At 71.1% G+C, this 21,675-nt stretch carries 15 protein-coding genes and 1 tRNA gene; 11 read left to right on the top strand and 5 right to left on the bottom strand.

Annotated elements, in window-relative coordinates; translation table 11 throughout:
- Positions 1-20: 20 nt before the first annotated feature.
- The 4 genes from ACZ6S4_RS24500 to ACZ6S4_RS24485 all read left to right on the top strand — a co-directional run bounded on the left by ACZ6S4_RS24500 (position 21) and on the right by ACZ6S4_RS24485 (position 7,299).
- Complete coding sequence (locus tag ACZ6S4_RS24500) at positions 21-1,376, top strand: class II fumarate hydratase (RefSeq protein WP_465477186.1); 1,356 nt, start codon at positions 21-23, stop codon at positions 1,374-1,376.
- A gap of 89 nt (positions 1,377-1,465) precedes the next feature.
- The gene (gene cysS / locus ACZ6S4_RS24495) at positions 1,466-2,881 is read left to right on the top strand and encodes a cysteine--tRNA ligase (RefSeq protein ID WP_465477123.1); all 1,416 of its coding nucleotides are present in this window, start codon (positions 1,466-1,468) and stop codon (positions 2,879-2,881) included.
- A complete protein-coding gene (rlmB, locus tag ACZ6S4_RS24490; protein ID WP_465477122.1) occupies positions 2,881-4,008 on the top strand; it encodes a 23S rRNA (guanosine(2251)-2'-O)-methyltransferase RlmB in 1,128 nt (375 codons plus the stop codon). Before cysS ends, rlmB begins: the two co-directional genes overlap by 1 nt.
- A 57-nt stretch (positions 4,009-4,065) precedes the next feature.
- Entirely contained in the window at positions 4,066-7,299 is a 3,234-nt protein-coding gene (locus ACZ6S4_RS24485; RefSeq protein WP_465477121.1) for an Hsp70 family protein, read from the top strand.
- Between the two features lie 49 nt (positions 7,300-7,348).
- Here ACZ6S4_RS24485 and ACZ6S4_RS24480 read toward each other — a convergent pair whose 3' ends face one another.
- Positions 7,349-8,431, bottom strand: a complete 1,083-nt coding sequence (locus ACZ6S4_RS24480; RefSeq protein ID WP_360545978.1) for an ABC transporter ATP-binding protein — start codon at positions 8,429-8,431, stop codon at positions 7,349-7,351.
- A gap of 174 nt (positions 8,432-8,605) precedes the next feature.
- Here ACZ6S4_RS24480 and ACZ6S4_RS24475 point away from each other — a divergent pair.
- From ACZ6S4_RS24475 to ACZ6S4_RS24465, 3 genes are all read left to right on the top strand, one after another.
- Positions 8,606-8,679: transfer RNA gene (locus ACZ6S4_RS24475), tRNA-Thr, on the top strand.
- A gap of 14 nt (positions 8,680-8,693) precedes the next feature.
- Entirely contained in the window at positions 8,694-9,122 is a 429-nt protein-coding gene (locus tag ACZ6S4_RS24470; RefSeq protein ID WP_465477120.1) for a GNAT family N-acetyltransferase, read from the top strand.
- On the top strand, positions 9,119-10,306 hold the full coding sequence (locus ACZ6S4_RS24465) for a low temperature requirement protein A (protein ID WP_465477119.1): 1,188 nt from the start codon (positions 9,119-9,121) through the stop codon (positions 10,304-10,306). The genes ACZ6S4_RS24470 and ACZ6S4_RS24465 overlap by 4 nt, the downstream gene beginning before the upstream one ends.
- Here the strand turns inward: ACZ6S4_RS24465 and ACZ6S4_RS24460 are convergent.
- The gene (locus ACZ6S4_RS24460) at positions 10,303-10,782 is read right to left on the bottom strand and encodes an MSMEG_6728 family protein (protein ID WP_465477118.1); all 480 of its coding nucleotides are present in this window, start codon (positions 10,780-10,782) and stop codon (positions 10,303-10,305) included. The genes ACZ6S4_RS24465 and ACZ6S4_RS24460 overlap by 4 nt on opposite strands.
- Before the next feature lie 228 nt (positions 10,783-11,010).
- On the opposite strand from ACZ6S4_RS24460, the gene ACZ6S4_RS24455 reads away from it, so the two are divergent.
- Positions 11,011-14,292 carry a S8 family serine peptidase gene (locus tag ACZ6S4_RS24455; RefSeq protein ID WP_465477117.1) on the top strand — a complete coding sequence of 1,094 codons (3,282 nt, stop codon included), beginning with the start codon at positions 11,011-11,013 and terminating at the stop codon, positions 14,290-14,292.
- Positions 14,293-14,366: 74 nt separating this feature from the next.
- Here the strand turns inward: ACZ6S4_RS24455 and ACZ6S4_RS24450 are convergent, their stop codons facing one another.
- Complete coding sequence (locus tag ACZ6S4_RS24450) at positions 14,367-15,305, bottom strand: hypothetical protein (RefSeq protein WP_465477116.1); 939 nt, start codon at positions 15,303-15,305, stop codon at positions 14,367-14,369.
- 118 nt (positions 15,306-15,423) lie between these two features.
- On the opposite strand from ACZ6S4_RS24450, the gene ACZ6S4_RS24445 reads away from it, so the two are divergent.
- Positions 15,424-17,205: a potassium channel family protein gene (locus ACZ6S4_RS24445; protein WP_465477115.1), complete on the top strand. Its 1,782-nt coding sequence runs from the start codon at positions 15,424-15,426 to the stop codon at positions 17,203-17,205.
- A gap of 24 nt (positions 17,206-17,229) precedes the next feature.
- Here the strand turns inward: ACZ6S4_RS24445 and ACZ6S4_RS24440 are convergent, their stop codons facing one another.
- On the bottom strand, positions 17,230-18,480 hold the full coding sequence (locus ACZ6S4_RS24440; RefSeq protein WP_465477114.1) for a DUF4032 domain-containing protein: 1,251 nt from the start codon (positions 18,478-18,480) through the stop codon (positions 17,230-17,232).
- Between the two features lie 112 nt (positions 18,481-18,592).
- Here ACZ6S4_RS24440 and ACZ6S4_RS24435 point away from each other — a divergent pair, with 112 nt between their 5' ends.
- Together ACZ6S4_RS24435 and ACZ6S4_RS24430 are read left to right on the top strand one after the other, a co-directional pair.
- The gene (locus tag ACZ6S4_RS24435) at positions 18,593-19,996 is read left to right on the top strand and encodes a trypsin-like serine peptidase (RefSeq protein ID WP_465477113.1); all 1,404 of its coding nucleotides are present in this window, start codon (positions 18,593-18,595) and stop codon (positions 19,994-19,996) included.
- 15 nt (positions 19,997-20,011) lie between these two features.
- Entirely contained in the window at positions 20,012-20,743 is a 732-nt protein-coding gene (locus tag ACZ6S4_RS24430) for a phosphatase PAP2 family protein (RefSeq protein WP_465477112.1), read from the top strand.
- Positions 20,744-20,800: 57 nt separating this feature from the next.
- Here ACZ6S4_RS24430 and ACZ6S4_RS24425 read toward each other — a convergent pair whose 3' ends face one another.
- Complete coding sequence (locus ACZ6S4_RS24425; RefSeq protein WP_465477111.1) at positions 20,801-21,613, bottom strand: DUF6082 family protein; 813 nt, start codon at positions 21,611-21,613, stop codon at positions 20,801-20,803.
- Positions 21,614-21,675 lie beyond the last annotated feature (62 nt).

Here is a 21,675-nt window from a genome sequence, read left to right as displayed (position 1 = left end):
ACCGGATCGAACGCGACACCATGGGCGAGGTCCGGGTCCCGGCCGACGCCCTCTGGCGGGCGCAGACCCAGCGGGCGGTGGAGAACTTCCCGATCTCCGGACGCGGGCTCGAACCCGCGCACATCCGGGCCCTGGCCCAGATCAAGGGCGCGGCCGCCCAGGTCAACGCGTCGCTGGGGGTGCTGGAGGACGACCTGGCCAAGGCCATCGTGACGGCCGCCGCGCACGTCGCCGACGGTGGCTACGACGACCAGTTCCCGATCGATGTGTTCCAGACGGGCTCCGGCACATCGTCCAACATGAACACCAACGAGGTCATCGCCGAGCTGGCGACCCGTGCGCTGGGCCGGCCGGTGCACCCCAACGACCACGTCAACGCGTCGCAGTCCAGCAACGACGTGTTCCCCTCGTCGATCCACCTGGCCGCCACCGAGGCGATGACCAGCAGCCTGATCCCGGCCCTGGACCACCTCGTGGTCGCGCTGAGCGCGAAGGCCAACGACTGGTCGCAGGTCGTCAAGTCCGGCCGCACGCACCTCATGGACGCGACCCCGGTCACCCTGGGTCAGGAGTTCTCCGGGTACGCGGCGCAGATCCAGTACGGCATCGACCGGGTCACCGACACCCTGCCCCGGCTGGCCGAGCTGCCGCTGGGTGGCACCGCGGTCGGCACCGGGGTGAACACCCCGCCCGGCTTCGCGCCCGCGGTGATCTCGCTGCTCAAGGAGATGACCGGGCTGCCGCTGAGCGAGGCGCGCAACCACTTCGAGGCCCAGGGGGCCCGGGACGCGCTGGTCGAGGCGTCCGGGCAGCTGCGGGTCGTCGCGGTGAGCCTCTACAAGATCGTGAACGACATCCGCTGGATGGGCTCGGGACCGCGGGCCGGCCTGCGCGAGCTGCGTCTGCCCGATCTGCAGCCGGGCTCGTCGATCATGCCGGGCAAGGTGAACCCGGTGGTGCCCGAGTCGGTCCGCCAGGTCGTGGCCCAGGTCATCGGCAACGACGCGGCGGTCGCCTTCGCCGGCACCCAGGGCGACTTCGAGCTCAACGTCATGCTGCCGGTGATGGCCCGCAACCTGCTGGAGTCGATCAAGCTGCTGGCCGCGGCCGCCCGGATGCTCGCCGACCGCTGCGTCGACGGGCTCGAGGTCAACAAGGACGTGGTCCGCGGGTACGCCGAGGGCTCGCCGTCCATCGTCACGCCGCTCAACCGCTTCCTCGGCTACGACGAGGCCGCGGCGATCGCCAAGCAGGCCCTCAAGGAGGACAAGACCATCCGCGCCGTCGTCATCGAGCGCGGTCACGTGGCGAACGGCACGCTGACCGAGGAACAGCTCGACACGGCCCTCGACGTGCTCCGGATGACCCGCCCCTGAGCGGCTGTGGACGAGCTTGTGGATAACCTCCCGCCCGGCGTCACTCGGGCGGGAGGTTACTTCGTGGCGGAGGTCGGTACCCTTGTACGGTGACGCTCCGCCTGCATGACACCGCGACCCGATCCGTCCGGGACTTCGTCCCGATGACGCCCGGTCAGGTCGGTATCTACCTGTGCGGCCTCACCGTCCAGTCGGTGCCGCACATCGGTCACCTGCGGTCCGCGGTCAACTACGATATGTTGCGGCGCTGGCTGCTGCACATCGGCCTCGACGTGACCTTCGTCCGCAACATCACCGACGTGGACGACAAGATCCTGGTGAAGTCGCTGGAGACGGGCCGCCCCTTCTGGGCGATCGCGTACGCGAACAAGCTCGTCCTCGACGCCGACTACCGCTCCCTCAACGTGCTGCCACCGACGTACGAGCCGCTGGCCACCGGCCACATCACCGAGATGCACGAGCTGATCGCCGAGCTGATCGAGCGCGGGCACGCGTACGTGTCGGCCGAGGGCACCGGCGACGTGTACTTCGACGTCCCCAGCTACCGCGAGTACGGCTCGCTGTCCGGGCAGCGTCCGGAGGACATGCTCTCCGCCGGCGAGGCCCCGGAGCGCGGCAAGCGCCACCCGGCCGACTTCGCTCTGTGGAAGGGCGTCAAGGCCGACGAGCCGGGCGACGCGTCCTGGGCCTCCCCGTGGGGCCGCGGCCGGCCCGGCTGGCACATCGAGTGCTCCGCGATGGCCCGGCGCTACCTCGGCGCCGAGTTCGACATCCACGGCGGCGGCCTCGACCTGACCTTCCCGCACCACGAGAACGAGATCGCCCAGTCGCACTCGGCCGGGCTGTCGTTCGCCCGCTACTGGGTGCACCACGCGCTGCTCAACCTCGGCGAGGCCAAGATGAGCAAGTCGCTGGGCAACGTGATCGACGTGCAGGCGGTGCTGGCCATGGGCATCCGCCCGGTCGAGCTGCGCTACTACCTGGGCGTGCCGCACTACCGCTCCCGCATCGACTACTCCGACGAGGCGCTGCGCGAGGCCGCCACGGCGTACCGCCGGATCGAGGGTTTCGTGCAGCGGGCGGTCGAGGTCGTCGGCTCCGGCCGGCCGAAGGACGTGCCGCCGGCCTTCGCCGCGGCGATGAACGACGACTTGAACACCTCGGCGGCGCTGGCCGTCGTGCACGACACGATCCGTGAGGGCAACACCGCGCTGGCCGCGAGCGACGAGACCGGCGTGCGCGCCGCGCTGACCGAGGTCAGGGCGATGCTGGGCGTACTGGGGCTGGACCCGCTCGACGACGCCTGGCGCAGCGGCGACGAGGGCGGCGACCTCAAGCCGATCGTCGACTCGCTGGTGGCGCTCGCACTCGAGCAGCGCGCGCAGGCGCGCGCACGCAAGGACTGGGCGGCGGCCGACTCGGTCCGCGACCAGTTGAAACACGCGGGAGTTCAGGTGGAGGACACTCCGGCCGGGCCGCGCTGGACGGTAGGAGAGCAGCACTGATGCCGGGTAATTCGTTCAATGTGAGCAAGCGCGTGTCGGCCAAGAAGGGCGCCACCGCCGGCTCCGGCGGTAAGAACAGGTCGAGCTCGGGCCTCAAGGGCCGGGGCAAGACGCTGCCCGCCGACGAGCGGCCGTGGCACAAGGGCTACTCCGGCACGGAGAAGCTCCCCGACAAGACGGCGCGCAAGCAGGAGAAGGAACGGCGCGCCGCCGCCGCCGAGGGCCGCGCGCCCAAGGTCGGCATCCCGGGCACCAAGGACACCACCTGGGGTCGCGGCGGCGGCCGGGGCACCACCGGCCGGCCGGCCCAGCAGCGCGGCAACCGCGCGCAGGGGCGCACCGGTCCCCGGATCGCCCCCGGACGCAAGAGCAACCCGACCCGGGAAGGTCCCGAGCTGCTGCTCGGCCGCAACCCGGTGAACGAGGCGCTGCGCGCGTCCATCCCGGCGACGGCCCTGTACGTGGCGCAGGGTATCGATCTTGATGACCGGGTCGTCGAGATCGTCCGCACGGCCGGGGACCGGGGCATCCCGATCCTGGAGATCAGCCGGCTCGAGCTCGACCGGATGACCGGCGGCGTCCTGCACCAGGGTGTCGGGCTGCAGGTGCCCCCGTTCGCGTACGAGAATTTCGACGACCTCGTGGCCGCGGCGATGGAGCAGACCGCGCCGCTGCTGGTGGCCCTCGACGGGGTGACCGACCCGCGCAACCTGGGTGCGGTGATCCGCTCGGTGGCCGCGTTCGGTGCGCACGGCGTCTTCATGACCGAGCGCCGGGCAGCGGGCATCACGGCGACCGCGTGGCGCACCAGCGCCGGCGCGGCCGCGCGGGTGCCGGTGTCCCAGGTGGTCAACCTGACCCGCTCGATCAAGGCGGCCCAGCAGGCCGGCTTCACCGCGATCGGCCTGGACGCGGACGGCGAGACCGACCTCTACCAGCTCGAGGTCGCTGTCGGCCCGCTGCTGGTGGTCGTCGGCTCCGAGGGCCGGGGCCTGTCCCGGCTGGTCGGCGAGACCTGCGACCTGCGGGTGAGCATCCCGATGATGTCCGAGGTGGAGTCGCTGAACGCCAGCGTCGCCGCCGCGGTCACCCTCGCCGAAGTGTCCCGCCGCCGCATCTACGGGTAGTCGCGGCCTGCCTGTAACGTGACGGGCCGAGTGGACCGTGGCGCGGAGGAGCAGGGCATGACCGACGGCTTGGCGCGCGGCGGTTGGCTGCTCGGCGTCGACCTCGGCACGTCGCACACGGTGGCGATGCTGCGCCGGCCGGACGGCCGCACCCGGCCGTTGCTCTTCGACGGCCAGCCGCTGCTGCCCTCCGCGGTCTACCTGGACACCACCGGCCGGCTGCACGTCGGCCGGGACGCGGTCCGGCTCGGTCAGGCCGAGCCGGGCCGGCTGGAACCGAACCCGAAACGGCACGTCGACGCGGAGACCGTCCTGCTCGGCGACACCGAGGTGCCGACGGCTGACCTGCTGGCGGCGCTGCTCGGCGCGGTGGCCCGGGAAGCCGTCGCGGCCACCGGCTTCCTGCCGCCGGCCGTGCTGACCTATCCGGCGGCCTGGGGCGCGCGGCGTCGCGAGGTCCTGACGACGGCGCTGGCCAGAGCCGGTTGGCCGCCGGCCACGCAGCTGCTGCCCGAGCCGGTCGCGGCGGCGCGTTACTTCGTGGACGTACTGCGCCGCCCGGTGCCGGTCGGATCGGCGCTGGCTGTCTTCGACTTCGGTGGCGGCACGCTGGACATCGCCGTCGTCCGCAACGAGGGGGTCACGCCCGAGGGACTGCCCCGGTTCGCGGTGGCCGCGTCCGGCGGTATCGACGACCTGGGCGGGCTCGACCTTGATGCGGCGCTGGTCGAGCATCTCGGCGCCGAGCTGAGCGGCAGCGAGCCGGGCGCGTGGGCGGCGTTGGTCGAGCCGGTCACGCTGGCCCAGTGGCGGGCGCGGCGGCAGTTCTGGGAGGACGTTCGCGGGGCCAAGGAGATGCTTTCCCGTACGGCGCTCGCTCCGGTGCCGGTGCCGGGCGTGGAGCATGCGGCGCATCTGACCCGGGACGAATTCGAGGCCGCGGCTGGGCCGCTGCTGTGGCGTGGGGTGGCCGAGGCGGGCGCGGTGATCCGGGCGGCTGGGGTGGCGCCGACTGAGCTGGCCGGGTTGTTCCTGGTCGGTGGGTCTTCGCGGGTGCCGTTGGTGGCCCGGCTGCTGCACGGGGAGCTGGGTATCGCTCCGACGGTGCTGGAACAGCCCGAGCTGCCGGTGGCTGAGGGCGCGATCATCGTGGTCGCTGCGGCCGACAAAGCGGCGGCCCCCGCAGAGCCGGTGGACGCGCGAACGCGGGACACCGCGGAAGCCGGGGCGAAGCCGGTGAGCGGCGGCGCGACGGTGGGCGCTGGGGCGCCGGGTGATGCGGCGGTCCAGGCTGCGGGGGTGGGCGCTGGAGCGCCCGTTGAGGCGGCCGTCCAAGCCGGGCCGGTGGGCGCCGGAACGCCGGACAACGCGGCGACCCCGGCTGCGCCGATGCGTCCGGCGGCGGTGCCCCCGATCACCGACACCATGACCCATCCCGCTCCCATGGCCGACGGCGATGCACCGAAGCTGCTGGGCACAGAGGCCATGCAACTCACCTCCGCCGGGGCGATCTCCACGGAGGCGGAGGCGGCCTCGCCGCAGCCCAGCCAAGCGGCCGCGCCGCCACAGCATCCGGAGCCGTCCGGCTCGCCGCCGCACCGTCCGGAGCCGTCCGCTGCGCCGCCGCACCGTCCGGAGCCGTCCGCTGCGCCGCCGCACAGTCCGGCGCCGGCCGCAGCCGTCCCGCCGCAGCCCGCGAGGCCGTCCACCTCGGTGGCCGCCGGTGGGGCGCCGGGCGCGGAGCCGCAATACGCCGAGCCGGTTGATCCCTGGGCAACGGGTGAGGCTGCTGCCTTCGGGAACGCCGGCGGCGGGCCCGTTCTGCATCCGGTCTCCGGTGCCCCGGTCTCCGGTGCTGTGCCGCCGCCGGGTGCCCAGTCGTGGCTGGCGTCCACGCATCCGGATCCCGAGCCGGGGGTGCGAGCCAAGCTCCCGGCGTACAAGCGGAAGTTTGTCTGGATTGTCGCGGCCGTGACGGCCGTCGTGCTGGGGGCCGCCGCGACCGTTGTCGCGCTGTTCTGGCCGGGGTATCCGGCGCTGGACTACGAGCCGCTCGCCGACCTGCACCGGATCAAGCCCGCCGTGCCGGTCAGTTCCGCTTTCAGCGCCGCCGCGCTGCGGGACGGCCGGGCCTATTTCGCCAGCGCTGACGACACGAACACGCTGGGGGTCGTCGCGGCGGCGACCGATACCGGTAAGACCGCCTGGACCAGCACGGCGGCCGGGGCAGCCAACCGCTGGGAGTTCTTCTTCACGATACCCGGCGCCGTTGTGGCCATCACCGGCATCGACTCGCTCACCGGGCAGCGGCGGGTCGTGCTGCTCGATGCGGACGATGGCAAGAAGCGGTGGGAACGGGCCATGGACGGCTACGACAACGTGCTGTTCGCCGGCGACCGGGTGGTTCTCATCGACCGCCGTGAGGGCCGGCTGCTCGGGCTCGATCCGCGCAACGGCAAGGGCCTGTGGGAAAAACGAAACCCCAAGAGCGAGTACGGGCAGACCACCACCCAGGTCGTCGCCGTTACGACCGAGGATGACTTCGCCGGTCCGGCCGGCCCCGACGGGGTTGCGTTCGCCGAGCCGTTTGATGACGACAAGCGGATCGTGCAGATCGGTGCCGACGACTCCGCGCAGGTCAGAGACGCCGACAGCGGTGAGGTGGTGGCCGGTCCGCGGCAGAGCGTGGCGCAGACCGACGACAAGGTCATCGCCCACAACGGCCGGCTGATCGTGGCCGAGTCCGCCGATGCGCACCGGCTGTTCGCCTACGACCTGAAGAAGCTGGAGCCGAAGCTGCTCTACACCCCGCCGAGCACGAACTCGCGGCTCGAGCATCTGACGCCGTGCGGGGCGGACCGGATCTGCCTGATCGAGACCACCGGTTCCGACGCCAAGACCGCGCAGGTGGTGGCGATCAACGCCGCGGATGGCGGGGTGGTGTGGCGGCGTGCCGTGGCGGGCGCCGAGGACCTGGTCTCGGTCGGCGAGGCGGTGCTCGTTCCGCAGAACACCTCGCCGGCGCAGGTCAGTCTGGTCGGTTCCGACGGGCGGATCGCCTGGACCCGGGCCGGGGTCGCCGGACGGCTGGACGCCGGTAACACCCTGCAGTTCTCCAAGGCGCTGTCGACCTCCGCGGACGATCCCGCGCTGGCCGGGGAGCACGTCGGTGACAAGGCCGTTCCGCTCGGGTCGCTGGCCGACGTACGGTCCTCGACCTGTGCCTGGGACACCAGCCACCTGGCCTGTGTCGCCGACGCGGACTTCATCATCCAGCGGTTCGCCGGATAGCCGAACGGGCGGCCCCTGAAGGGACCGCCCGTTCGCTGATCTACTTGCTTCAGATGCGCTCGCCCGTGGTGGCGTTGAAGACGTGCACGCTCTCGGTCTGCGGCTTGATGAACACGGTCTCGCCCATGGTCGGCATGTTGCGCCGGTCGGTGCGGACCACGAACCGCTCCGAGCTGCCCTCCAGCGCCGCGTGGCCGTAGACGTTGGCGTCCGAGCCGAGGTCCTCGACCAGGTCGACGACGATCGGCAGGCCACCCGCGGTCGGGGCGACCAGGTCGGTCGCCTCGGGGCGGAAGCCGATGGTCACCTTGCCGTTGCCCTGCGCGGCCGCGACCTGCTCGCGGGTCAGCGGCACGGCCAGCTCCGCGAAGCTCGCGCCGCCCTCGGTCAGGCCGACGGTCTTGATGTTCATGGCCGGGGAGCCGATGAAGCCGGCGACGAAGACGTTGCCGGGCTTGTCGTACAGCGCCCGCGGGGTGTCGCACTGCTGCAGCACGCCGTCGAGCATGACCGCCACCCGGTGGCCCATCGTCATGGCCTCGACCTGGTCGTGGGTCACGTAGACGGTGGTGATGCCGAGCTTGGCCTGCAGAGTGGCGATCTGCGAGCGGGTCTGCACGCGCAGCTTGGCGTCGAGGTTCGACAGCGGCTCGTCCATGAGGAAGACCTGCGGCTCACGCACGATCGCGCGGCCCATGGCGACACGCTGGCGCTGGCCACCGGAGAGCGCCTTCGGCTTGCGGCTCAGGTACTCGTCGAGCTGGAGCAGCTGGGCGGCTTCCTTGACCCGGCGGTCGATCTCCGACTTCGGGGTCTTGCGCAGCTTCAGGGCGAACGCCATGTTCTCGTACACCGACATGTGCGGGTACAGGGCGTAGTTCTGGAACACCATCGCGATGTCACGCGACTTCGGGGGGAGGTTCGTGACGTCCTTGCCCTCGATCAGGATGCGACCACGGTCCACATCCTCGAGGCCGGCGAGCATCCGCAGGCTGGTGGACTTACCGCAACCGGAGGGGCCGACCAGGACCAGGAACTCGCCGTCGCCGATCTCGAGGCTGAGCTCGTTGACCGCGGGGCGCTCCTGTCCGGGATAAATCCGGGACGCCTTGTCGTACGTGACCGTAGCCATGGTGAATCTACTTCCTTTCCACCGGCAGGAACGTGCCGGACGATCCGAGTGGGAGGAACAGTGTGGTGAGCCACACGCTGGTCACCGTAGGTCTTTTTTCCGCAACTGCCAAGGCGAGCGCCCGGTAAAGGGCGTTTCGGCCTGTCAGACGGCAACCGGTATGCTGATGTCCGCGCCCCTGTAGCTCAGTTGGCCAGAGCACCTGTCTTGTAAACAGGATGTCGTCGGTTCGATTCCGACCGGGGGCTCCTAGGGTGGCGCCATGCGCATCGAGCGGGTCGTGGACGTCGCGGCCGTACACCTCGCGGCGGCTCTTTTCGACGGGCCGCCGCTGACGGCCGCGACGGAGAAGTTTCTCGCTCAGCCGGACCACCATCTGCTCTTCGCCTATCTCGGCGACCGCCCGGTCGGCATGATCTCCGGGGTGGAGACCACCCATCCGGACAAAGGCACCGAGATGTTCGTGTACGAGCTGGGCGTCCTGCCCGATGCCCGGCTGCTCGGCGTCGGCACGGCCCTGGTCCGGGCGCTGGCCGAGCTGGCCCGCGAGCGCGGCTGCTACGGCATGTGGGTGGCCACCGAGGTCGACAACGAGGCCGCGCAAGCCACCTACCGCCGCGCGGGCGCCACCGAGCAGACGCCGTTCGTGCTGCTGAACTGGGATCTCACTGTGGGAGACGGGGCGACATGACGTTCACCGAGACGCGGCGGGGCTGGCTGACGCCGATGCGGGCCCGGTCGGCCGACGAGAACCACCGCGTCGCCACCCCGCTCGAGCTCTTCTTCGACCTCTGTTTTGTCGTCGCGGTCGCGCAGGCCGCCGTGCCGCTGCACCACGCCGTCTCCGAGAACCACGTGTGGGACGGGGTCACCAGCTACCTGATGGTCTTCTTCGCCATCTGGTGGGCGTGGATGAACTTCACCTGGTTCGCCTCGGCGTACGACACCGACGACGACGTCTACCGGATCACCTCGTTCGTGCAGATCGCCGGGGCGCTGGTGCTGGCGGCCGGTGTGTCCTCGGCGTTCGACGACGGCAACTACGTCGGCATCACGATCGGCTACGTGATCATGCGGCTGGCCATGGTGGCGCAGTGGCTGCGGGCCGCCCGCGCCGATCCGCAGCGCCGGGCCACCGCTCTGCTGTACGCGGCCGGCATCACCGTCGTGCAGGTCCTGTGGCTGCTGCGGCTGGCCCTGCCGGAGGGCTGGGGTACACCGTCGTTCCTGGTGCTCGTCGTCGCCGAGCTGCTCGTGCCGATCATCGCCGAGCGGGCCCCGGGCGGCCCGACCACCTGGCACCCGCACCACATCGCCGAACGCTACGGCCTGTTCACGATCATCATGCTGGGCGAGGCGGTGTCGGCGGCGACGATCGCGATCCGCACCGGCCTGGACACCGGCGAGTACGTCGCCGACCTGGTGTCGATCGCGGTGGCCGGGCTGGTCGTGGTCTTCGCGCTGTGGTGGCTGTACTTCGATCGTTCGGCGCAGGGGCTGCTGACCTCGCTGCGGGCCGGGATGCTGTGGGGCTACGGCCACTACTTCATCTTCGGTTCGGCCGCGGCGGCCGGGGTCGGCATCGCGGTGACGGTCGACTACGCCACCCACCATGCGCACATCTCCGGTGTCACGGCCGGGTTCGCGCTGGCCGTACCGGTGGCGCTCTATCTGTTCTTCGTCTGGCTGCTGCACATCCGCCCGCACCAGCAGGGGGCGCTCGTGGTGGCGTATCCGGCGGTGGCGGTGCTGGCGTTGCTGGCGCCGTTCGGTCCGAAGCCCGTGTTTGTGATCGCGGGTCTGCTGGTGGTGCTGGTGGCGATCACGGTGGCCGCCGGGCGCCGGGTGCCGGACCGGATCGACTCGGGGCACTAGCCCGCGCTGTTGCGCACCCGGTCCGAGGGTGGCCAGACGTACGGCAGGTCGGCCGGGACCTCGCCGAACAGCGGCCGGTAGAAGTCGGGGTCCTTGCGGAACAGCGCCGACCGGTGGCTCAGGTGCAGCGCCACGTCGCCGAGCCAGGGTGGCAGCTCGCCGGCCGCCGCCAGCTCCGCCTGGGTGCGGATCACCGTGATCCCTCGGGCCTCGGCGACGTCCGCCCGCATCGTGGCGGCCGTCGTGTCGGCGCGGCCCGTGGAGATCCAGACCTCGCACATGTCGAGGCCGTACCGGACGAGCGCCTCCTCGTAGCCGATCCACATCTTCACCGCCGGGTGGTGGCGCCAGCCGTACGTCGGCAGCGTCAGTCCGCGCAGCACCTGTACGGTCTCCACCCGCTGTTTGCCCAGCCTCTTCTGGTCCAGGGCGCGGGCACTGGCGAGGAAGTCCGGGTAGGGAAGGAATGTCTGCATCAGATGATCTTCCGCCCTTGAAGTCCTGGTTCGAAGCAGGATGTCTTACGGCACAACGGGTTTCGCGCCGCAATTCTTCCGTGAACATCTGGGTTGCATGCACAATCTTGAATGTCACGTCCTCGTCACGATGCGTCCTCCCGTAGTGACATCGAAGCGTGTGAACTCCACGATCCGCTTCAGAGGTGCTCGTACCCCCGGGCGCCCATCTCCTCGGAGGACCCGTACGTGAGACAACAATCTTCTCGGGGCCGGCGCACACTCACCGCGCTGCTCGCCTCGGGCGTGGTCGTCGGCGCGGCCGCGCTGAGCGGCCCCGCACCCGCGAATGCCGCACCGCTGCGGGCACCCGCTCCCGCCCCGGTGGCGGATCCGGCCACCCCTAAGGACGGCCCGACCGACGAGCTGGACTCGCACGACGCCGAGCTGCTGGCCAAAGCCGAGAGCAGCGGCGTCCGCAACGTCACCCTGATCATCTCGACCCGGTCCGGCGAGGCGTCCGACGTCGCGGCCGAGGTCAAGAAGCTCGGCGGTACGGTCGCCCAGCGCTACGACAAGGTCGGCTACGTGCTGGCCTCGGTCCCCACCGCCAAGGTGATCAAGACCGCGAAGCTGCCCGGCATCTCGGCCGTGGACCTCGACGAGGTCGTCAAGCTGCCCGACCCGGAGGCGGGCAGCCGCGGTGCCGCCAAGGGTGCCGCTCAGGCTGCCACGCTGCCCGGCCCGGGCGCGACCACGCCGGCCGCGAACCCGTACATGCCGACGAGCGAGATCGGTTCCGTCGCGTTCAAGAAGCAGCACCCGACCTGGGACGGCCGCGGGGTCACGATCGGCATCATGGACTCCGGCGTCGAACTGGAGCACCCGGCGCTGCAGAAGACCACCACCGGCGAGCGCAAGATCGTCGACTGGGTGACTGCGACCGACCCGGTGACCGAGGGCGACGCGACCTGGCGGGCCATGGCCACCGAGGTGGCCGGCCCGACGTTCACGTACCTCGGCGCGACCTGGACTGCGCCCGCGGGCACCTGGAAGGTCAACCGCTTCACCGAGGCGATCACCGCGGCCAGTGAGCCGGGCGGCGACGTCAACCGCGACGGTGACACCACCGACGTGTTCGGCATCCTCTACAACCCGGTCACCCACGACATCCGGGTGGACACCAACCAGAACCGCAACTTCACCGACGACGCCGTGATGCGGCCGTACAAGGAGAAGTTCGACGTCGGCCACTTCGGCACCGACAACCCGGCCACCGCGATCGCCGAGCGCATGCCGTTCGTGGTCGAGTACCGCGAGGACGTCGACGCTTCCGCGCTCGGACTCGGCACGGTCGACTACGTCAACATCGGCATCCCGGAGGACGCGCACGGCTCGCACGTCGCCGGCATCACCGCCGCCAACGACATGCTCGGCAACACCGACCTGGACGGACAGGCGCCCGGCGCCAAGATCGTCTCCGCGCGGGCCTGCTCCTGGGGCGGCGGCTGCACCGCGGCCGCGCTGACCACCGGCATGGTCGACCTGGTCGTCAACCGGCGCGTCGACGTCGTCAACATGTCGATCGGCGGCCTGCCCGCGCTCAACGACGGCAACAACGCCCGCGCCCAGCTGTACGACAAGCTGATCAAGGATTACGGCGTGCAGCTGTTCATCTCGGCCGGCAACTCCGGCCCGGGTGTGAACACGATCGGCGACCCGTCGGTGGCCACCGACGTCGTCAGCGTGGCGGCCAGCGTCAGCAAGGAGACCTGGCTGGCCAACTACGGCTCCGTGGTGAGCAAGAAGAACGCGCTGTTCAACTTCTCCTCGCGTGGCCCTCGCGAGGACGGCGGCTTCAAGCCCAACCTGACCGCGCCGGGCTCGGCCATCTCCACCGTCAACACCTGGCTGGACCAGCCGGCCATCGCGGAGGCCGGCTACACCCTGCCGACCGGGTACGCGATGTTCAACGGCACCTCGATGGCCTCCCCGCAGGCCACCGGCGGCGCCGCGCTGCTGCTGTCGGCGGCCAAGGCGAACGACCTGGACGTCACCCCGGCCCAGTTGCGCCGGGCGCTCTACACCTCGGCCGACCAGATCGCGGACACCTCGGTCGCCGGTCAGGGCAACGGCCTGATGGACGTTCCGGGCACCTGGGCGCTGCTGGCCCGTACGGTCGAGGCGCGCAAGTACACCTCGTCCGCGCCGGTCTGCACGCCGTTCTCGGCCGAATTCGACACCCCGAACCAGGGCACGGGCATCTACAACCGCTGCGCGAGCGGTGCCGGTGGCCTCAAGGCGGGTCAGTCGAAGAGCTACACCGTCAAGCTCACCCGTACGTCGGGTCCGAAGGGCTCGGTCACCCACCGGCTCTCCTGGGTCGGCGACAAGCGGGCATTCCGCTCGCAGTCGTCGGTGTCGCTGCCGCTGAACAAGACCGTGAACGTCTCCGTGCAGGTGACGCCGGCTGAGAGCCTGAACAGCGCCATCCTGAAGGTGGACGACCCGAAGACGTCGGTCACCGACTTCGAGGTGCTCAACACGGTCATCACCAGCGTGGTGCCGAAGAAGCCGGCGTACGACATGACCGTCGAGGGTTCCGTCGAGCGCAACTCGTCGAACTCGTACTTCATCACCGTGCCGGAAGGGGCCAGCGCGCTGCAGGTCAACCTGTCCGGCATCGCGACCGGCTCGCAGACGCGCTGGATCGCCATCAATCCGTGGGGCGTTCCGGTGGAGAGCACGGCCAGCACGGCGTGTTACACCAACTTCTCGGACGCGGCCGCCTGCAAGCCGCAGGAGCGGGCGTACGAGAACCCGATGCCGGGCGTGTGGGAGCTCGAGGTCGAGTCCCGCCGGACATCGCCGTCGCTGCGTAACCCGTACGAGCTGACCGCCAAGGTGCAGGGCGTCACGGTGGAGCCGGCGACGGTCGAGCTGCCCAGCGTCACGGCCGGTGCGGCCACGCCGGTCAGCTGGACCGTCAAGAACAACTTCGGCCCGCTGCGGCTCACCGCCACCGGCGGCCCGCTCGGCAGCGCGCTCTCGCAGCGGCCGACGATCGAGGACGGGGCGAGCCAGGAGTACACGGTCGACGTGCCCGCCGGTGCGCAGCGCCTCGACGTGGCGATCGGCAACGTCAGCGACGCGGCGGCCGACCTGGACCTGACGGTCCTGCTCGACGGCGAGCAGGTCGCGCAGGCGGCCGACGGCGACTCGGAGGAGTCGGTGTCGATCCCGAATCCGGCGGCCGGTACGTACACGGTCGTGGTGGACGGCTACGCGGTGCCCTCGGGCAGCACGCAGTACGACTATCAGGACGTGTTCCTGAGCCCGGCGCTGGGCGCGATGACGGTGCCGGCCACGGTGCTGAACCTCGCGAACGGGGCCACGGCCACGGTCACCGGCTCGGTGACCGCCACGGCAGCGCCCGCGGCCGGTCGCAGCCTGTTCGGTGAGATGACGCTGATCACGGACGAGGGTGCGGTCGTCGGCCGCGGCACCGTCTCGATCGGCGCGGTCAACTAACCGCACAACTAACCGCAATGCCACGAGCCCGTCCCCGGCGCTGACCGGGGGCGGGCTCGTGCTTTGTCCCGGTCCTACCGGAAGTCCTCGTCCTCGCCGGCGATCGGCCGGCCACCGTCCGAGAAGGACCGCTTCTTGCCGCCGGCCTCGTCGTCGACCGGCTCCTCGTGCAGCCGCGGGTCGTCGATCGGCTGGTCCGCGGCCGGCCCGGCCGCCTGGTCGTCGCCGTTCTGGTCGTCGCCGGCCGGCCCATCGGCGGGCTTTCCGGAAGCCGGGTCGACCAGGGCGGGGTCGACGTCCGTGCCGCCGGCCGGCATGCCGGTGGGCGTGTCGTCGCCGGTCGCCGGGAGGGTGCGCGGCGTCTCGTTCGCCGGCAGCAGCCCGCCGAGGCCTCCGAGCAGCGGCACGCCACCGTCGAACAGCGCCGACTCGCGGGGGGCCTCGGCTGACGCCGTACGGCCGTCCGGGGTGAGCCCGCCACCGAGCAGCCCGCCGCCGAGCAGGTTGGCCGGGATCAGGTTGCTCAGGCCGCCGGTCGGCAGACCGCCGCCCGTCCCGCCGCCGGTCGGGCCGCCGCCCGTGCCACGGGATGCGCCGCCGCCCAGACTGCTGCCGCCCAGACTGCTGCCGCCCAGACTGCTACCGGACGAGCCGCCGGTGAGTCCGCCGATCACCGGCAGGTCCGCCGGGGCCGAGCCGCCGGCCGGCCGGCGACCGGCGGGTTCGTCGGCCTCGCGGGTACGGGCCTCGTCCTGCGCCGCCAGACCCGACGCGGGTCCGCTGAGGTCGGCGGAGTTCTGCCCCGGCTTGACGTCCATGAGCGACGAGCCGTCCAGCGGGCTGGCCAGGTTCAGTCCACCCGCGGGGTCGAGACCGAGTCCCTGGGTGGCGCCGCCGCCCAGCGAGCCCAGCAGTCCGCCGGCCGGTGCCGGGACCACATCAGCCTGCGCGGGTGCCGCGCCGAGCAGCAGGAAACCGCCGACCACCGCCCCGGCGTAGAACCACTTGCGCATCGATATCCTCCAGCGTGAACTCGGACCAATCGGTCGGAAAGGCCAACGAGTGGCCTGCATGGAGGGTTCGGGGAGCAACGGGGTCAAGCAGCGATGATCCGCTGGCTACGATGCCGCCATGGCCGTCGAACCAGCCCGCGAACCACCCGGCCGTTCCCTCGTCTCGCGGCTGCGGCGCAACACCGACACCCGCCCGCACTTCGTGGTCTGCGGCGCCGACGCGCTGGTCTACACGGTTGCCGAGGAGCTGGCCAACGCCGGGCACCGGATCAGGCTCACGGTGATCGTCCCGGCCGAGCTGCGGGCCGATGTGCCGGATCTGGCCACGCTGCGCGGCGTACGGGTGATCCGGGCCGACCGTCTCGACGAGCGCACGTTCCGCTCGGCCGGGCTCGCCGACGCGGCGGCGCTCGCTCTGGTGATGCCCGACGACGTGGTCAACCTGCACGCGGCGCTCTGCGCCCAGGCCGTAGAGCCCGACCTGCGGCTGGTGATCCGGATGTTCAACACCGGCCTGGGGTACGGCGTCCGCCGCCTGTTCGCCGACTGTGCGGTGCTCTCCGACGCCGCGATGGCCGCTCCCGCGTTCGTGGCCGCTTCCCTCGGCGAGGTGGCACCGACCCACGTCCGCCTGGCCGGCCGCACCCTGTACGTGGCCCGCCGCGCAGATGTCCGGGGCGAGCACGTGGTGTGCGCGCTGACGGCGGCGGACGGGGCCGGCCGGGTCGACGTGCTGCCCGCCGATCCGGCGCCGGAGGCCGAGCGCCCCACCGACCTGGTGCTGGCCGAGGCGACCGGGCGCCCGGCCGGCCAGACCGTCGCCGCTCAGCGCCTGGTCCGGGCCCGCCGGCGCCGCCGCCCGCTGCGGGTGATGGGCCGGGCGCTGCGGGCCGCCCTGAGCCGCAAGCTCGGCATCGCCGTGCTGGCCACCCTGGTCATCACCCTGGTGTCCGGAACCGTCCTGGTGCACGCCGACCGGGTGCACGGGTTCTGGAAGTCCGTCTATCTGACCCTGCTGACGGTGGTCGGGTCGTCCGATGTGGAGTTGCAGCGCAGCCCGGTCGCGCAGGCCGCGCAGCTGGTGCTGACCATCGCCGGGCTGGCGCTGCTGCCGCTGATCACGGCCGCGGTGGTCGAGGGCATGGTGAACGCCCGGCTGGCCCTGTCCAGCGGGCGGGTCGCGGCGGGTCACGAGGATCACATCGTGGTGGTCGGGCTCGGCAACGTGGGCACCCGGGTGCTGCGCCAGCTCGTTGACCTCGGCGTACAGGTGGTCGCGATCGACCGCTCGGCCGACGCCCGGGGTGCGAAGGCCGCCGAGCAGCTGGGTGTGCCGTTCATCGTCGGCGACGCCGCGCGGGAGGAGACGCTGCGGGCGGCCTCCATCGCCACCAGCAAGGCGCTGGTCGTCGTCTCCACCGACGACGTCACCAACCTGCAGGCGGCGCTGAACGCCCGCGCGGTGCGCCCCGACCTGCGGGTGGTGCTGCGGCTCTTCGACGACGACTTCGCCCAGCGGGTGCAGACCGCCTTCAGCATCAACAGCTCGCGCAGCGTGTCCCGGCTGGCCGCGCCCGCGTTCGCGGCGGCGATGCTGGACCGCGACGTGCTCGCCACGATCCCGGTCGACCGGCACGCGCTGCTGGTGGCCGGCGTGCAGGTCTACGCCGGATCCCCGCTCGACGGGGCGACGCTGAGCCAGGCCGACCGGCCGCTGAGCGTGCGGGTGATCGGGCTGGCCGCGGCCGGCTCCGAGTGGGTGGACTGGGCGCCGGACCCGCGGCGGATCCTGGCGGCCGGCGACCGGGTGATGGTCGTGGCCCGGCGCGCCGGCCTGCGGGCGCTGGTCGAGCACGCGACGCCGCCCGCCGAGCCGACGCTGCTCGACGAGACCCCTTAGCCGGGGTGCTTACCCTGGCCGAGCTCAGAGCGTGATCGCGGCGTCGACGTCGTCGGCCGGCTCGCCGTCGGTCAGGGCGCTGACCTCGACGCCCAGGACCGCCTGCTCGTCCGGCTTGTGGGCCAGCACGTCGGTCAGGTACGACTGCACGGCCGGGCCCATGCCCACGTCCCGGCCGGCCCGTTCGGACAGCAGCCACTTGTGCTGGATGATCTGCGAGAAGATCTCCTGCGGCTCCAGCTTGCGGCGCAGGTTGGCCGGCACCGCGCGGACCACCGGCTCGAAGACCTCGGTCAGCCAGCGGTGGGCGGCCTGCTGCTCGTCGACCAGGTCCGACTCCGCCCGGTACGCATCCAGGTCGTTGAGCAGCTGCCGGGCCTGGTTCTCCTCGGCGTCCAGGCCGGTCAGGCGCAGCAGCCGGCGCGTGTGGTAGCCGGCGTCCACGACCTTGGGCCGGACCCGGTAACCCCCGTCCACCGTGGACATGTCCACCTCGGCGACGTCGAAGCCCAGCTCGTTGAGCCGGCGGATGCGGCCCTCGATGTCGTGCCGGGCGTCGCGGCGCACCTCCTGCTCGTACGTGACCTCGTGCCACAGCCGCTCGTAGCGGGCCACGATGTCGTCGACCACGGCCTCCGGGTCGATCGCCTCGTGCAGCAGCTCCGCGGCCTGCAGGTCCAGGCACTCGCCGAAGATGTTGAGCCGCAGGATCTCGATGTCCTCGCTGCGCTGGCCCTCGGAGAGCTTCGGGTAGAGGTTGCCCGTCTCGGCGTCGACCAGGTACGCCGCGAAGGCGCCCGCGTCGCGCCGGAACAGCGTGTTGGACAGTGAGCAGTCGCCCCACGAGAAGCCGATGAGATGCATCCGCACGATCAGCGCGGCGAGCGCGTCGAGCAGCCTGTTCATCGTCTCGGGCCGCAGGGTGTGGGAGAACAACGCCCGGTACGGCAGCGAGAACTGCAGGTGCCGGGTGATCAGGACGGACTCCAGCGGCTCGCCGTCGTCGTCCTGGCGGTCGTTGACGATGGCCACCGCCTCCACCGCCGGGAAGTCGATCCGCTCCAGGGCGCGGAGCAGGTCGTACTCCTTCTCGGCGATCCGTTCCCGGGTCTCCTTGAGGGCGTAGACGGTTTCGTTGAGCTTGACGAAGCGGACGATGTGCCGCGAGATGCCCTGCGGCAGCGCGACCAGGTGGGACGCGGGCCACTCCTCGAGCGGCACGTTCCACGGCAGGTCCAGCAGCGCCGGGTCGACTAGGGCGGACGTGATGCGCACGAGCCCAGTGTGCACGCTGCGGGGCGCACGTCGCTGCCGCACGTGGCTCGTTACACAGAAGCGAGATCGCCGGATTGTTTCGTATGTCGGCGATGTGACTCGAGGGGCAGGAGTGAATTTGCGACGCGCGGTGAGCATCGTCGTCGGGGCGAGTGCGGCCCTGGCACTGGCCGGCACTGCCGGTGCGGCGGCCTGGAAGTACTCGGCGGACGAGGGTCGCCCGGTCGGCTCCTGGCAGGAGGCGGGCCCGGCCCGTACCCCCGTCGCTGCGCAGCAGCCCGCGGCCGCGACCGGCACGGCTGGGACCCCGAGCAGCAGCCCGGCCGCCGAGGCCGACGCCCGGACCGCGAAGCCGCGGGCCGGCGCGTCCGCGTCGGCCTCACCGGCCGGGCCCGGCGGCCGGACCGCCGAGTCCGCCTCGGCCAAGGGCGGCGACGGCCGGCAGAAGGTCGGCGAGCTGCTGCGGATCGACAAACTGCTGGGGTACGGCGCCCCGGAACGTGAGGTCTTCCACTACCCGCGGGCCTCCTACGTGAAGGTGCACTTCAGCCGCATGGCGATGCTGCCGGGCGACTACGTGACGGTCTCCGACGGCAAGGGCCGTGAGTCCTACCGGTACGACGCGCCGCGGCTGCTGGACGGCGTGTCCACCGACCGCTGGGCCATGTCGATCACCGGCGACACCGCCGTCGTCGAGATGCACCGCGGGGGCGGCAACCTGGTCGGCTCGCTGCTCGGCCGGCTCGGCGTGAACGTGGACCAGGTGGCCCGCGGCTACTCGCGCAAGGAGCAGGCGCGCGTGCCGGAGTCCCAGCTCACCGTCCCCGGGCGGACGGGCCGGGAGGAGTCGGTCTGCGGCTCGGACGAGAGCAGGGACGCGGTCTGCTACCGCTCGGCCGACCCGGTGGCCTACACCCGTTCCAAGGCCATCGCCCGGCTGCTGATCAACGGCACCGAGCTGTGCACCGGCTGGCGGGTCGGCAGCAAGAACCGAATGCTGACCAACAACCACTGCTTCGACAACTCGGCGAACGCGTACGAGACCGAGGTGTGGTTCAACTACCAGTGCGCGACCTGCGGCGGCTTCGAGGTCTTCAGGCCGACGAAGGTCTGGGGCGACAAGGTGCTGGCCACCGAGCACGTGCTGGACTTCACACTCTTCACGGTGGAGAACTTCCGCGCGGTGCAGAAGTTCGGCTACCTGAGCCTGGACACCGCCCGGCCGGTGAAGGGCCAGGAGCTCTACGTGCCGCAGCACCCGGCCGGCGAGCCGACCCGGATCGCCGGGCGCAACGGGGCCCGGGCCGGCACCTGCGCGGTCGCGGACCCGGCCTTCGACGGGTACGCCGCGGACTCGGACGTCTCGTACTACTGCGACACCGAGGGTGGCTCCAGTGGCAGCCCGGTGCTGTCCCGCAAGACCAACCGCGTGGTGGCGCTGCACCACTTCGGCGGCTGCCCGAACTCCGGTGTCCGCGCCGACCTGCTCAACGCCAGGATCAAGTCGTATCTCTGACGTACCGTATGCGCCATGCGGGCTCCGGCGGCGACAGTGACGAAACGAGGCTGGCTGCCCTGGCTGCTCGACCTGGCCCTGCTGGCCGGCTTCGTCGTGCTGACCGTCGCCCTGGTCCAAGGTCACCTGCTGACCCTGGACGAGCGGGTGGCCGACTGGGCCGGCACGCACCGGCCGACGCCGCTCTACGTGCTGCTGCGGGTGCTCAACTACCTCGGCCAGGGCGGCCAGGTGCTGATGCCGATCGCGCTGCTGCTGGCCGGGCTGGTGGCCTGGCGGCGGCGCTCGGTAAGGCCGCTGCTGGTCTTCGCCGCGGTGTTCGTGCTGACCTACGTCACGATCGGCCCGCTGAAGATCTGGCTGGACCGCGCGGCCCCGGCCTTCGACCGCCCGGACCGGCTGGTGCTGTTCAACGCCCACGCCTCCGGCATCGAGGCGATGAGCTACCCGTCCGGGCACGTGGCGAACGCGCTGGCCTGGTACGGCGTCATCGCGGTGCTGCTCAACGCGTTGCTGCGGGCGCTGGACCGGCCGGTGCTGTCGCCGCGGGCGTACCTCGCGCTGCGGGTGCTGCCACCGGCCATCGTCTTCTGCACGACGACCTGGCTGGCCTTCCACTGGATCACCGACTCGGTGGCCGGACTGCTGCTCGGCCTGATCCTGACCCGGCTGCTGGCCCGCATCCCGTGGGACACGGTCCCGCTGCCCGCCCTGCCCCGCGGCATCGACCGCCCGGCCGGGCTGTAGACAACCCGATGCCACGCCGAGTCGTCGGCGCGCCTGCTCGGTAATGCGTAGGGCTCGTTAGCCTCCCGGCCTGGACCTCAGGCGTCTGGCAAGCATCGCTGCTCCGGTCGCCCCGAGGACTCCTAAGCTGAACGCGCTGATGGTCAAGGCGGTGACGCGAGCCAAGGCCGCTGGCTTGCTGCCGAGCCCTGCTCGCAACGGAGGCTCGTCGATCTCTTCACGCCCGACGGGTCTGTCGTCTGCTTGTGCGATTGCAGCCTCGTCGTCGAGGATTTGAACGAATCGGTTGCGCTGCGGGGAGCCGAGATAGGAGTTCCCCCACCGGAACCACCATTCTCGGGCCAGCGGAGAATTGAAGAGCCGATGCCCGATCTGCCGCAGGCCTGACTCCGTCATAAAGCCCATGTCCCAGGTCATCGCCCAGTGATTGACAAGAAAATTGCCGTAAACCTTCAATCGCACATCGGGGTCCGACGCGACGTCGTCGCCATCGACGTACAAGAATTTAGGGTTTTCCAGCGCAAGCTTGACCAACTCGAAGTGGCGCTGCTTGACGGAGTAGAGCAGGGTGAGATTGTGCTGTCGCCACTGCAGTAGCAGCGATGCTGCAATTCCGCAGAATGCCAGGACGGACAGGAGCGCTGACGCTCCCCCGTAGTTTGCGCCGGCGTCTTGGTCTGCATTCCTTGTAGGTGTTAAAGCAGGTGACTTCGATCGCCTGGCCCCGCAGTGACAAGCCGAAGCGCTACCAGGCTCTTCAGGAGCGGCCTGCCCCGCGGCGTAGACAGCCCGGCCGGGTTCCAGGCTCCGCAGTTCTTGTCGTAGGCCCGGTTTACGATGCTGGCCAGTGAGCCGGACTGAGCGACCCATCGTGGACCGCGCGGCTACGGGGGGCGGGTGAATTAAGGTCCCCGGCGAGTCTCGGGACCCCA

The organism is Actinoplanes sp. NPDC051405, from assembly GCF_055586185.1.
The sequence above is the reverse complement of the archived record's forward strand: the minus strand, read 5'-3'. Positions and strand labels throughout refer to the sequence as shown.